This window comes from Polaribacter sp. Z014, from assembly GCF_023555435.1.
Classification (GTDB): Bacteria; Bacteroidota; Bacteroidia; order Flavobacteriales; family Flavobacteriaceae; genus Polaribacter.
The window spans coordinates 1-13,375 of record NZ_JALCZP010000021.1; the positions used below are offsets into that span (position 1 = coordinate 1).

At 31.5% G+C, this 13,375-nt stretch carries 9 protein-coding genes; 3 read left to right on the forward strand and 6 right to left on the reverse strand.

Translation table 11 applies throughout. The features are described from left to right. Positions 1–204: transaldolase family protein (locus MPF19_RS16065; protein ID WP_284041559.1), on the forward strand; the 204-nt coding region annotated here is incomplete at its 5' end. A gap of 289 nt (positions 205–493) precedes the next feature. Here the strand turns inward: MPF19_RS16065 and MPF19_RS16070 are convergent. From MPF19_RS16070 to MPF19_RS16080, 3 genes are read right to left on the reverse strand one after another with little or no spacing between them, the layout of a single operon-like run. Continuing rightward, on the reverse strand, positions 494–1,456 hold the full coding sequence (locus MPF19_RS16070) for an NAD(P)/FAD-dependent oxidoreductase (protein WP_249989249.1): 963 nt from the start codon (positions 1,454–1,456) through the stop codon (positions 494–496). 6 nt (positions 1,457–1,462) lie between these two features. Then, a complete protein-coding gene (locus MPF19_RS16075) occupies positions 1,463–1,771 on the reverse strand; it encodes a 2Fe-2S iron-sulfur cluster-binding protein (RefSeq protein ID WP_249989250.1) in 309 nt (102 codons plus the stop codon). 6 nt (positions 1,772–1,777) lie between these two features. Beyond that, the gene (locus MPF19_RS16080; protein ID WP_249989251.1) at positions 1,778–2,935 is read right to left on the reverse strand and encodes a cytochrome P450; all 1,158 of its coding nucleotides are present in this window, start codon (positions 2,933–2,935) and stop codon (positions 1,778–1,780) included. Between the two features lie 138 nt (positions 2,936–3,073). Between MPF19_RS16080 and MPF19_RS16085 the strand changes: the two genes are divergently transcribed. Further along, entirely contained in the window at positions 3,074–3,910 is an 837-nt protein-coding gene (locus MPF19_RS16085; RefSeq protein WP_249989252.1) for an AraC family transcriptional regulator, read from the forward strand. A 65-nt stretch (positions 3,911–3,975) separates the two neighbouring features. On the opposite strand, the gene MPF19_RS16090 is transcribed toward MPF19_RS16085, so the two are convergent. Genes MPF19_RS16090 through MPF19_RS16100 form a run of 3 tightly spaced genes read right to left on the reverse strand, consistent with a single transcriptional unit; the run spans position 3,976 to position 10,379 of the window. Further along, positions 3,976–5,550: a hypothetical protein gene (locus tag MPF19_RS16090; RefSeq protein ID WP_249989253.1), complete on the reverse strand. Its 1,575-nt coding sequence runs from the start codon at positions 5,548–5,550 to the stop codon at positions 3,976–3,978. 2 nt (positions 5,551–5,552) lie between these two features. Next, positions 5,553–7,271 carry a RagB/SusD family nutrient uptake outer membrane protein gene (locus MPF19_RS16095; protein WP_249989254.1) on the reverse strand — a complete coding sequence of 573 codons (1,719 nt, stop codon included), beginning with the start codon at positions 7,269–7,271 and terminating at the stop codon, positions 5,553–5,555. 12 nt (positions 7,272–7,283) lie between these two features. Then, positions 7,284–10,379 (reverse strand): SusC/RagA family TonB-linked outer membrane protein, encoded by a 3,096-nt coding sequence (locus MPF19_RS16100; protein ID WP_249989255.1) that lies wholly within the window; start codon positions 10,377–10,379, stop codon positions 7,284–7,286. A 415-nt stretch (positions 10,380–10,794) separates the two neighbouring features. On the opposite strand from MPF19_RS16100, the gene MPF19_RS16105 reads away from it, so the two are divergent. Next, positions 10,795–13,326 (forward strand): T9SS type A sorting domain-containing protein, encoded by a 2,532-nt coding sequence (locus MPF19_RS16105; protein WP_249989256.1) that lies wholly within the window; start codon positions 10,795–10,797, stop codon positions 13,324–13,326. The last annotated feature ends 49 nt before the right edge of the window (positions 13,327–13,375 follow it).

A 13,375-nucleotide genomic window follows, 5' to 3' on the forward strand; every position in this document is an offset into this window, starting at 1 on the left:
ATGAGATTAATTTATGATAACTACGGATTTAAATCACAAATTTTAGCAGCCTCTGTACGTAATACAATGCATGTTATTAACTGTGCAAAATTAGGTTCTGATGTAATGACTGGACCATTATCTTCTATTACAGGATTGTTAAAACATCCTTTAACAGATAGCGGATTGGCACAATTTTTAGAAGATTATAAAAAAGGAAATTAGTATAAAATATTATTGAAACAAAAGGGTAAATTCAGATTTGAATTTACCCTTTTTTAATTTTATAAAACGTTCAGCACATTTTCCAGCATTTCGAAAAAAACGCTTCTCTAAAAATAATCTTGGACACAATTCATAATTCTCGCTTTCCATTTTGTTACACCATTTTACTATGCTTGAATGGTGCACTTCATTCCTGAGCGAAAATTATAAATGCGTCCGCTACATAGGAATATTCTTTTATCCTTTGGTGCCACTTCCTGTGTTTTTGTACTTCACACAGATATTTCGATTAAAACCCAGATCTCCCTGTTTCTTCCTTTTTTGACAGCAAAATACCAAGATTTTGAAGTTGAACAGATTCTAAACGTAGATATCTTTTGTAGTGTGGGTTGTAATGAAAAGTACAATCACCAATAGCATAAATATTCTCGTCATTTGTTTGTGAGAATTCATTGACTTTAATTCCTTGTTCAATTTCTAAACCAGCAGTATCAGCAAGTTCAGTATTTACTCTAATACCAACACCGACAATGACAATGTCTGCTTCAAAAGAAGTTTCATTATCACAAAAAATAGTATTCAGACCGTTCTCAGTTTTTATAAAAGAGACATTGTTATTTGTAAGAATTTGAACATCATTTTGTTGAAGTAATTCCATAAAATAATCTGACATAACTGGAGCGGTAACTCTAGCTAAAATACGTTCTTCTCTCTCTAAAACTTTTACTGATGCACCTGTCTTTTTTAATGACGCTGCAGTTTCAAGACCAATATAACCTCCACCAATAATGATTACTCGCTTTTTTTCTGATGAATCAATTGCTTTTTTTATTTCTATTGCATCATTAGCTGTACTCATAGGAAATAAATTGGCGGCAGAATCTATTCCAGAAATTGGTGGAATAAATGGTCTTGCACCTGTTGCTATTACTAATTTATCATATTTTTGAGTTCCTTTATTTTCAATAGAAATTGTTCTGTTATTTCTATTAATTGAAGAAACTTTTACCCCTAATTTTAAAGTGATCTTGTCTTTTTTATAGCTTTCAAGCGGTTTTAAAAGGTTGCTATTTAAATCTCCATCGATGATGTAAGATTTTGATAATGGAGGTCTGTGATATGGAATATTTGGATCTGAATCAAATAATATAACTTCTCCTTGCCAACCTTCTTTTCTTAAATTGAAAGCAAAATTAACACCTGCATGACTTGCTCCAATAACTACACAAACTTGATTCGCTGTACCTAACATCAAAATTTATTTTGCAACTTTAAAAACAACTCCATCTAAATCTTCACTTACTTGAAGCTGACAAGAAAGACGACTGTATTCGTTTGTTAAATCATCAAATTCTAACATATCATTTTCTAGTTCTTCTGCTTGCCCTGTTTTTACAACAAATTCTGGTTCAACATGTACATGACATGTAGCGCAGGAGCAAACACCACCACAATCTCCATCTATTCCTTTTATGTTATTATTTACTGCTAATTCCATTACTGAACCAGAAGTACCTTCAACAGTTATTGATTCGTTGTCTGCTGTTATAAATGTTATTTTTGCCATTTTATACTATTTTTTAAATTGTACGTTCAATGAATCGAAACCTACTTTTCTATTAAATTCTCCTAAATTTTCTATATTTTCTTTTGAATCTAGAATTGCTATTGAAGTTACTTTTTGTGATAATTTCGCCAATAGTATTCTTAAAATTTGACGAGCATGCGTTGCTCCTAAACAGTTATGAGTTCCAAAACCAAAACTAACATGTGGGTTTACTTTTCGGTCTAAAACGACTTCATTTGGGGTTTCAAAAACGTTTTCATCTCTGTTGGCAGATGCCCAATTTAAAGAAATTCTTGTATCTGCCTTAATAGCATGTTCACAGACGTGAGTATCTTTAGTTGCTACTCTTCCCATTTGAGTTAATGGAGAGAAATAACGAACCAATTCTTCAACGGCATTGTTAATCATTTCTGGTTTTTCTTTTAAAACCGCCAAAGCTTTTGGATTCCCTGCAAAGTAAGCTATAGAGTTTGTAACTGCATTAATCACAGTATCTCTACCACCTGCAAAAGTTAAAATCAATACGCCTTTTACTTCTTCTTTTGTCATTTTTTCACCATCAACTTCAGAATTTAAAAGCACAGAATACAAACTCTCACTTGGTGTTTCTATAGCCAAATCTATTTGTTTATCAATATAATCATATAAAATATTTGCTTTGTCTGCATCTAAATCAGAATCATCACTTCTAAATACGTGTGTTCCCCATGAAATCCATAAATTGGCTTCAGAATACGGTATGTTTAATAGTAATGTTAAAGCTCTAGATTGTAGTTTTAAAGCAAAATCGGCAACAACTTCAACTTCATTACTTTTTAAAGATTCATCAATAATCTCTTCAATAATGGTTGTTGTTTTTGATGAATATTCTTCGTTTAAAGGTCTTTTAAACCAAGGATCTAAAATGTCTCTAAACGATTTATGTTGCGGTGGATCTACTTCAAAAGGAATTTGCCTAGTGTCTCTAATTTTTACTTCAGACGGAATTACAATTCGTCCAACTTCATCTCCACCAGATTGAAAAGCTTGCCATTGATGCGCACATTTACGTACTTCTTTATGACGCAAAACCATCGTTACAGGGTCATCTTGGTCATTCATTTTACCAACACCTTCTTTTTGTCTTGCATCTTTAAACGCATCTGGAAATTCGCTTGCTTTCATATTATTTAAATTGACATTTTAGAGTTGTCAAAGATTATCTATTTATGAAATGAAAGATTCCCTTATTTATGCAATAAAGTACCTTATTATGTTGTGTGTTTTTGTTTATTGCATATATTTGAGATGTAATAGAGACTTATGCAGCCGAAATTTGAAAAAGTAGCTTTAAATAATCAGAAATCTATTATTGCGTTTAGGTATTCTGGAGATCGGTTTTATGCACCTTGGCATTTTCATCCTCAGCATGAGCTTACGTTTATAGAAAAGAGTAGTGGAACCAAATTTATTGGCGATTATGTTGGTCCGTTTGAGGAAGGTGAGTTGGTTTTAGTAAGAACAAATGTGCCGCATTGTTGGAAAAATAATTCGATAATCAATACTGGTTGCTCTTCAATTGTTATTCAATGGAATAGGGGTATTTATGCTAAAGTACCGGAAATGGAAAGTGTTTTTAAAATGCTAAAAGCGGCATCGAAAGGTATTTTGTTTACAAAAGAAAATGCTTCTGAAGTGTTTACTTTACTAAAAGAATTATTGACTTTAGAAGGAACGGAATTGTATTTAAAATTTCAAAATATATTGGTATTACTATCTAGGTTTGAATATAGAGAACTCTCAGAAAAAAGTTTTATAGATGATTTGCCTTCAGAATATAGTTCTCGCATTCGAAAAGTACACGATTATGTAGAAAGCCATTATCATAAAAAAATACAATTAAAAGAATTAGCAGATTTAGTAAATATGTCTGAACAGTCTTTTTCTCGTTTTTTTAATAAAATAATGGGAAGGCCTTTTTTTACTTTTTTAAATCAATATAAGATAAATATGGCAAAAAGAATGTTAATGGACACCGATTGGTCTGTAAGAGAAATTTGTTTTGCTTGTGGCTATGAGTCTGTTCCTTTTTTTCATAGACAATTTAAGAAGTTTACAAATAATACACCTTCTTTTTATAAAAGAAAACAGAGTAAATGATAAAGCCTCTAAGAATAATCTTAAAGGCTTTATTTGTAGTTAAATAACTATACTTAATTATAAAATTAAGGTCTTATGGTAACCTCTGCAATCGTTAAATTATCGATGTAAAACTTAACGTTATTTGGGTTTTTATTATTCCACCCTCTAATTATTGTTTCATAATCACCATCTGCACCGAAATTAATAAATGCTTTTTGATACACCCATGTACCAGTAGGCATATCATCAGATAAAATAGCTACGGCAGGAGCATTCCAATCGTAATCTCCAGTACTTTTCCAATAGATTCTAACATCTGGAGCAAAACCAGTAGAATTACCATTGTCTAATAAATAAACCCAAGCCCCAATTTCGTAAGTTTTACCAGCTTTAAAACTAACTTTTTTTTGTGCTCCATTGCTTACATGTTGTACCCAAGTAAAGCCATCTGCACTTGCAGGTAGTTCTACATAAGCACTAGAGTTACCGTCTTGTGCTTGTGTTGTATTAATATTCCAAATACCAGCAGAGCCCCATGCTAATGGCCAATTTACATCTGTAGAGTTTTCAAAACTATAATCAAAATTAGAACCTTTTAAAATATTAGTTAAATTAAATTCAAGAGGTTTATCTTTAAAAACAGTTGCATTTACTTGATCTGTGGTTCTTAAAGTTCCTGGTGTATAAGAAACCTTTACAGTATCATTATTATAGATAACTTCATTTAAAGTAATAGTAATAATATTGTTTTCTCCTGCTTTAATTTCTGTTGATACTATAGAAGTAGGTATTGTAGTACCTCCATTTTCTAAAGAAATTACAAATGTAGAAACATCAAAAGAATCTGGATCCATATCTCTACTAAATTCTAAGTCAATTTTTCCTTCATTTGCTTTAACAGCATCTAACGATACCGGTTCTGTAGAAGGTATTACTTTAATTAAATCTTTTAGAAATATAGTATCACCACCAAAAGGTCTTAATCTAGAGGCAATAAATTTTAAATCATAGTTCCCTAAAGATTTATATTGTATATCTACTTCAGTATTTGTACCACCATATGTTGTTGGATCAACTCCACTAGTACCAAAAGTCCAATTAAAAACTTCTGGAGCACCAATTGTAGTATAAGAAAATCTTACTTTTTTACTTGCAGTAACTTCATTTAATGCAGCATCAGATATTGAAATTGGCGCACCTAAAGATCCATCATCATTTAAGTAATTACCAGTAATTTGTGCTTTAACAGCTGCTAAAACAGTTACTACAATTGTAGTGTCTAATTCTTTTAAACCACTAGGCATTGAGCTGTCTTCGTTACGATAAACATCTCCTTTAAAAACTTGGTTTAAAGTTACATTATGCACTCCAACTTCATTAAAGAAACCTTTTACAGTATTTTCTCCAGAAGTATTTTTGTCTGAACCAAAGATGCTTGATACGTTTTCTGGAAAGGTCCAGGTACGTGAAGCAACTCCACTAGAAATATCACCAAAATCTATATGACCACCAATATTTATGTTGTTTTCAACATTTGCTTCTGAAGTAACAATAACCCTATGATTTGCTTCTGGTAAATTTAACATTTGTTCATCATCGCATGCATAAAAGGCAAGAAGCGAAATGCATAATATCTTATATATATTTAAATTTCTCATAATTAGTTATTTATATTCGGATTAGTCTGTAATTCTTGTATAGGAATAGGGAAATAGTTATGATTTTCCGCATTGTAGTTAGTAGCACTTAACGCAAAATCGGGTCTAATTCTACCAGGTATGTATAATGGAGCAGTATCAAATGAAAGGTCAGTGTTTTCCAGTCTCCAAACTTCGTCTGCTCTTAACTCTGTAAATACTTCTTTTACAATACCCCATCTTACTAAATCTTTCCATCTATGTCCTTCAAAACACAATTCTACTGCGCGTTCTACGCGTTGTAGGTGAGTTAATACTGTTTGTGCATTGGCTTGTACCATTGGGTGTGCTCCATGTACTTGCTTACTAACATGTAATTGTGGGAATTTCCCCCCATTATCGTCCATGTATTTTTGAAGTGTTATTACTCCAGCTCTAGCTCTAACCATATCTATATACTCTATGGCTGTTGCATAATCATCACTTGCACCAAGTACAGCTTCTGCATACATTAATAAAACGTCTGCATATCTAATATGTCTAAAATTAATACCAGATCTGCTGTTAGCTGGTTCTGATGGTAAATGATACCAATTAGAGTGTTTTTTTACATAAGCACTTTGCCCAAATCCAAAACCTTTTACATCAGCAAAATCCAAACCATAATATTGTCCTTCCATAAATCTAACTGCAATCGTAGCATTCATTCTTGTAGATTCTATGTTCCCATTATTGATAGAATTATTTGGGTCCACTTCATCATAAACCAACATTTCTTGTAAGTTATAAGAAGCTAATAAAGTGTTAAAACCTCCATATTGTATTGATCCAACTTCTTTTGCAATTGTAGAAGATTCACCACTAGTTTGCCAAGGAGTATCATCAACAGCAGCTCCATTTACACCAGGAGCTAAATCGAAAGAATAATTTACTTCAAAAATAGATTCTGAATTAAATTCATTTTCATGCTGAAAGTTGTCTGAAATATCTTTGGTTAAACTATATACTTTAGAATCGATAACTTGTTTAAATAAACCAGCAGCTGTTGGCCACTCTTTATTGTATAAATGTACCTTTCCTAACAGTGATGTTGCAGCACCCCAAGTTGCTCTTCCCATATCATTACTTTCCCATGATTGTGGTAAATTATTCATTGCAAATTCTAAATCTGGAAGTATTATTGCGGCATTAATTTCTGCAATAGTAGAAAAAGGTTTAGAAAGTTCTTCTTTAGTTTCTGCTACTTTATCGTGAATTACACCTCCACCATAAGTATGTGCTAATTGAAAGTAAAAGAAGGCTCTTAAAAATTTTGCTTGCGCTTCAATTTCTGCTTTTGAGTTACCTGTAAAAAGACTAGCATCTGCATCTTGTATATTTTGAATAACTTGATTTGCTCTAAAGATACCTACATAAAGTTCGTTCCATTTATCCGTTACATGATAAATACCATCGTTATAGGTTAAGTTTCTAAAAAGATTTGGTCTGTACCAAGATTCTGTACCACCAATATCTCCCATAACCATTTCATATATTAGTTCTCCTCCACTAATGCTTTGAAACTGTAATGCACCATAAACAGTGGTTAATGCACTGTTGTATTGTCTTTCAGATTTCCAGAAAGTATCTGTAGTAATCGCATTTGGATTAACTTCTGTTAAAAAACTATCTTCATCACATGCTACGAAGAATAACGAGCATACAAAAACAAATAGTAATGTATTATTTTTTATTAATTTCATGATTTTTATTTTTTAAAAGCTTAATTGAACACCTAACATGAATTGACGAGTAACTGGGTAGTTCCCTCTATCTACACCTCTTGTAAAGATTCCATCTCCACCAATTTCTGGGTCATACCCTGAGTAATTTGTAAACGTAAATGGATTCGTTGAAGTTAAATACACTCTAGCTTTATCAATACCAGTATCTTCTATACCAGGAATAGTGTATCCAAGTGTTAAAGTTCTAATTCTTAAATACGTTCCGTCTTCTAAGAAATAATTAGAAGCAGCTCTTACATTATTATGAAATGCACTTCGTCTAAAAGTTGGAACATCTGATGTTGGATTTTGTGGAGACCACATGTTATATAAATCTGTATGTCTTCCTTGAGTATAGGCGTACAATTTAGACCCATTATATACTTCTGCGCCATGAGAATAAAAAGCTTGTACAAAGAAATCGAAACCTTTATAATCTAAGTTTAATCCTAAACCGGCTTCAAACTCAGCTTGTCCAGAACCAGAGTAAACACGGTCATTATCGTTAACAGCACCATCGTTATTAGTATCTTTATACATCATATCTCCTAATTGAGGCGTACCTGTAGCTGATACGTCAAGCAAATTATAGGCATCTAATTGTTCTTGTGTTTTTATAACACCATCGTTTTGCAATAAAAAGAATGATCCTGCTTCATAGCCTTTCGCTAAAAAAGTAGTGTAATCTATATTTTCTCCTAAAGATGTTGTAGGTCTACCATTGGCATAACCTCTATCTATACCGTTTAAATCCGTTACTTCATTTATATTTTTAGTAAAAGTACCTGAAATACTATATTTTAAGTCATCTCCAATTCGATCTTTGTAACTTAAAGAAAGTTCTAGTCCTTTATTAACCATGTCACCAGCGTTAATTTGCTTAACATCATAAACTCCTGATGCTCGTGTATGGTAAGTACCAGAAGATGCAGGAAGGCGCTCTTGTAAAAGCATATCTTTTTTGTCATTTTGATATACATCTGCAGTGATGTTTAGTTTATTCCTAAACATAGATAAATCTACACCAATATTTTTAGAAATAGTAGTTTCCCATTTAATATTAGGATCTACATAACGACGCTGAATAGAACCATAATTTAATTCTTCGTTTGGACCAAACGGATAATTTATACCAGATTCAATAATTGCTGTAAACTGATAAGGTGCAATACCTTGGTTACCAACTTCTGCCCAACTTCCTCTTAATTTAAGATTGCTAATTGCATCTACGTTAAACCAATTTTCTTCACTAACATTCCAACCAGCAGAAAATCCGAAGAAATTACCATATCTATTATTTTCCGAAAATTTTGAAGACGCATCTCGTCTATAACTAGCAGATAATAAATATTTTTCATCATAATTGTATTGAGCTCTTACTAATTTCCCAGCCAAAGTACTTGTTTGATTGTTACTAGTAGGCTTTATTCCTTCTGCACCAGAACCTAAAGTTTGAAGGCTGTTACTAGCATCTTTACTATATATGACACCAACTCCCAAATTTCTCTGTTTAAATCTTTCGTAAGAAATTACACCTAATAAATTAAGATTGTGTTTTCCGAAGTTTGTAGAATAATTAAGAATGTTTTCAATAGATTCTCTTTTAGAAAATATATAATCCTCATTTAGCAAGGCTTGTTCAGTTGAAGCAGTTGCATTAAGTGCTCCATCTCTAGCGTATGCTAAATATTGAGGACGGAAGAATTTTCTATAATAGTTATATTCATTTGAACCTAAATTTAGTTTGTACTTTAAACCTTTTGCAATTTCATACTCTAAATTAAGTGCAATATTGCTAGACTTTGTTTCTCTTTCGTCTATATTTTCTAATTGACGAGATAGGTAACCGTAAAATATTTCATTCTCCACATCTAGTGTAACACTATTTTCTCCAATGGATGGAATATCACTTAAAGGTCTGCTCCAAGGAGATTGACCAATACTATATTCGTAAAGAGCATAAGGTTCTTGTGTTCTATTTTCAATAGTATAACCAAGAGTTGCAAAGGCTTTAAATTTACCCTTGGTAAATTGCCCAGTTAATCTATTAGCTAACCTGTTAAAACCAGAATTAATTAGAACACCATCTTGTTTAAAGTAATTGGTATTAAAGTTTAAGGTTAAGTTCTCTACACCACCAGAAATATTTAAACTAACATTTTGAATAACAGCATTATCATTTTGAACGTCTTCTACAAAATTCGTATCAAAATCTAAAGCATTTGCGTTAATAAAAAAAGTTTGTGGTTGAGATCCTAACTGTTCTGTAGCTATCTCTAAACTATACAGTTGTTGAGCTGTATTCATTAAAGGGGTTCCAGAAGTAATGCTTTGGATACCTGTATAGGTTGAGAGGTCAATTTTCATTTTACCTGCTTTTCCTTTTTTTGTAGTAATTAAAATAACTCCGTTAGAAGCTCTTGTACCATAAATTGAAGCAGCAGCTCCATCTTTTAAAATATCTAAAGATTCAATTTGATCTGGAGAAATGTTTGGGTTCCCTTCATAAGGAATACCATCTACAACATATAATGGTCCAGCTGCACCAGAGGAAACAGATCCTAAACCTCTAATTTGTACGTTTGCAGCTTCTCCTGGTCTACCACTTGATGCTTGTATGTTTACACCTGCTACCTTACCTTGTATTGCTGCACCTAAATCGGCTACTGGAGATCTACTAATTTCTTCAGCCCCAACGTTAACAACAGCTCCTGTAACTTCTTTCTTCTTTTGAGTACCATAACCCACAACAACAATCTCATCTAACAAAGAAGCGTCAGAAAGTAATGTTACATTAATAGTGGTTTTACCAGTTTTAATTATTACTTCTTTTGTTTTGTATCCTAAATAACTAAAAACAAGTGTCTCTCCAACATTAGCTTTTAATTGATAAGATCCATCCATTTCAGTACTTTGTCCATTACTGGACCCTTTAACAACTACACTAGCTCCTGGTAAGGAATCTCCATCTGCACTAACTGTTCCTTTTACGGTTACACTTTGTGCTTGAACAAAACCAAAACTAACTAGAAGTAATGCTGTAAAAAGCATTTTTCGGTAATTGCATTTTTGCAAATTAATTTTCATTTTTTTATCGAATTTTGAATTATCATACCCAAATATTGTTTTTTTCTTACAATGTACCTATTTATAGTACTTGACAAAAACTGAACAGTATTAAAAATAGATATTTCAAAGTAATTAACAAGAAATTATGAGTTTTTTTTCCGTTTTATAAAAAGAAAAAAACTTCTGTAAAAGGATGTTTTTTAAAGTTTGATTTCAATCGTTTTCGTGTTGGTTTATTTAGTTTTACTTAATGTAATTTACTGTTAGTAAGGTTTTTGAGTTGTATTTTTTTTTTGAGTTGTTGATGATAAAAAGCTCAGAAATTGACTTGTGCAGTTTATGTCAAGTTTGCATTTTAGTGTATAAATACCTTAAAAGTTAACTTTACGATCTAGTTATTATTTATCTAAAAAATATCACCTAAAAGTTAATTATGGATACAAAGAAGTTAATATTGTTGTTAAAACTAGTTGTTGTTTTGCTTTTTTTTAGTAAAAATTTTGATGCAAATTCCCAAAGTTTAATTTGGAATAATGAACCTTCACCATTAGAGTTTCAGTTAGGAGAAACCTTATCTCTTAATACAACTTATAATACAGATGGAAATAGTTTTAATTATATCTGGTTAAAACTTGAACGTAAAAATTCTTCAGGTGTAGTTCAAGAACAATTTAATAGTGTTTATTTTAATGGTACAGATCCTGTGTCCGATATAGATACAATTAACTTAACCTATGTGGTTCCAGAAAACATTCCTTTAAGTACTGAATTAACAAATGGGGATTATTACTATTTTTTATTCACAATGTGGACTTCTAGTGGTTGGACAACTATTGATTTACGCCCAGAAATAATAAAAAACAGTAATAATATAGGAGGGACTACAACTGTTGTTGCCAATGTGAATGTAAATCATGTTGTTGGAAGTGTTGATGATTTTGATCGTTCAAAATTTATAGGAATTCATGCAAGTCCGAATGAGAATGAATGGGATGGTGATAATGAAGTAAATGATTTAAGGGATGATTTTTTAAATGGTTTGGATGTTTATATGGGGAGAAATACTGGTGGAATCACTTGGAATTTAAGTCAAATGAAAGAAGATATCAATAACCCTGGGTTTGTAGATGCTACAGATTTAGAGTCTAAAGCTAGTTATTGGAGAGGTATTTATGCAAATAAAACAGAAATTCATCAATATGAAGCTAGAAATAATTTAATTATTGCAGCGCAATTACATCCTTTTTGGACAGGAGAAGGGCAACAAGAAACAGCAAAAGGATGGAAGTTTGCAAATGCAACTGCTACTGGAGATTATATGGGAAGATATATCAAAGAATTTCATTCCTTAAATGGACAACCAAAACCTGCTTTTATTGAAGTAATTAATGAACCCGCATATGTAAGTCATGGAGGGGCATCAGATTTTACAAATAATTTACAAGAAATTGCAGAATTTCATAATGATGTTGCTGATGGCATAAAGGCACATCTTCCAGATGCTAAGGTAGGAGGGTATACAGCTGCTTTTCCAAATTTTGAAAAAGGAGATTTCCAAAGATGGAATAATCGTTGGAAACTATTTATGGGTGTTGCTGGCGAAAAAATGGATTTCTGGTCTATTCATTTATATGATTGGCCATCCATTGATGGTGGTAGAAAAGAATTTAGATCTGGTAGTAATGTAGAAGCCATGTTTGATATGATGGAACAATATAGTACCATGAAATTTGGATTTGCTAAACCTTTTATTATATCAGAATATGGAGCGCAAACAAATGATTATAGTAGAGATCAATGGACTTCTTATAGAGATTGGTTGCATGTTAGGTCTTCAAATTCATTATTAATGTCTTTTATGGACAGACCAAATTTAATAGCAAGTGCACTTAATTTTATCATCACAAAAGCAGAATGGGGTTATTCAGATGGAATTCCATATAACCATAGATTAATGAGAAAAGTAGATGAACCTAACAGTTATACGGGTAAGTGGGTTTACACAGATATGGTAAGGTTTTATGAACTTTGGTCTAAAGTAAAAGGAAAAAGAATAGATACCTATTCAGATAACCTAGACATTCAAGTTGATGGTTTTTTAAATGGGGATAAAGCTTATTTAGTCGTTAATAATTTGACTTTTGCAGATGAAACCCTTAATTTGAATATGCTTGGTATTTCTGGAACTACAATTACAAACATTCACAAAAAACAGGTTTTTACTGATGGCACCTCTACAGTTTATGAAGATGAAGATATTGATGTTGATACCAAGTCTTTAGTTTTAAAATCTGAAGCTACCATAATTTTAGAATATACGTTTGCAGATAGTATTAGTCTTAATGAAACAAGCTTAGAAACTAAATATTATGCAAATGAATATTTAAAACCAATAACTGCCAATAAAATTGAAACTTTCACAATTACTAATGTAAATAAATCAAGTTATGGTGAAGCCGTTTTAAGAATTGGTTTAGGTAGGCCTCATAACCTATCCTTAAAACCGATTGTAAAAATTAATAATACAATTATAGATTTACCAAATAATTGGAGAGGAGATACTCAATTAGGAAGAGAAAGGTTCTTTGGTGTTTTAGAAATTCCAATACCTTATAATTTACTAAAAGAAAACAACACAATTTCTATAGAATTTATGGATAATGAAGGACATATTAGTACCGTTACAATGCAGGTTTATAATTTTAGTAACAATATTAGAAGTGTAATATTAAGTACTGAAGATTATTCTTACACAAAAAAAGTGTTGCTTCATCCAAATCCTACTGATGGAATCATTACTATAGAAAATCTTCCAAATTATAAAAAGGTATACATTTTTGATATTAATGGTTCTAAATTAAAGACTTTTACAAAGAATGAAACGATAGATATAGAAGAGTTTTCAAAAGGAATTTATATTTTAAAAACGGACAATGGGTTTGTTAGAAAAATTATAAGAAAGTAGTTTTTAGTCATAATATCAATTATTTAAGGGGTTGTTCAGTTTATGTCAA

Coding starts and splice junctions, on each gene's coding strand:
- MPF19_RS16070 (WP_249989249.1), bottom strand. CDS start 1,456: ATGTTAGGTACAGCGAATCAAGTTTGTGTAGTTATTGGAGCAAGTCAT.
- MPF19_RS16075 (WP_249989250.1), bottom strand. CDS start 1,771: ATGGCAAAAATAACATTTATAACAGCAGACAACGAATCAATAACTGTT.
- MPF19_RS16080 (WP_249989251.1), bottom strand. CDS start 2,935: ATGAAAGCAAGCGAATTTCCAGATGCGTTTAAAGATGCAAGACAAAAA.
- MPF19_RS16085 (WP_249989252.1), top strand. CDS start 3,074: ATGCAGCCGAAATTTGAAAAAGTAGCTTTAAATAATCAGAAATCTATT.
- MPF19_RS16090 (WP_249989253.1), bottom strand. CDS start 5,550: ATGAGAAATTTAAATATATATAAGATATTATGCATTTCGCTTCTTGCC.
- MPF19_RS16095 (WP_249989254.1), bottom strand. CDS start 7,271: ATGAAATTAATAAAAAATAATACATTACTATTTGTTTTTGTATGCTCG.
- MPF19_RS16100 (WP_249989255.1), bottom strand. CDS start 10,379: ATGAAAATTAATTTGCAAAAATGCAATTACCGAAAAATGCTTTTTACA.
- MPF19_RS16105 (WP_249989256.1), top strand. CDS start 10,795: ATGGATACAAAGAAGTTAATATTGTTGTTAAAACTAGTTGTTGTTTTG.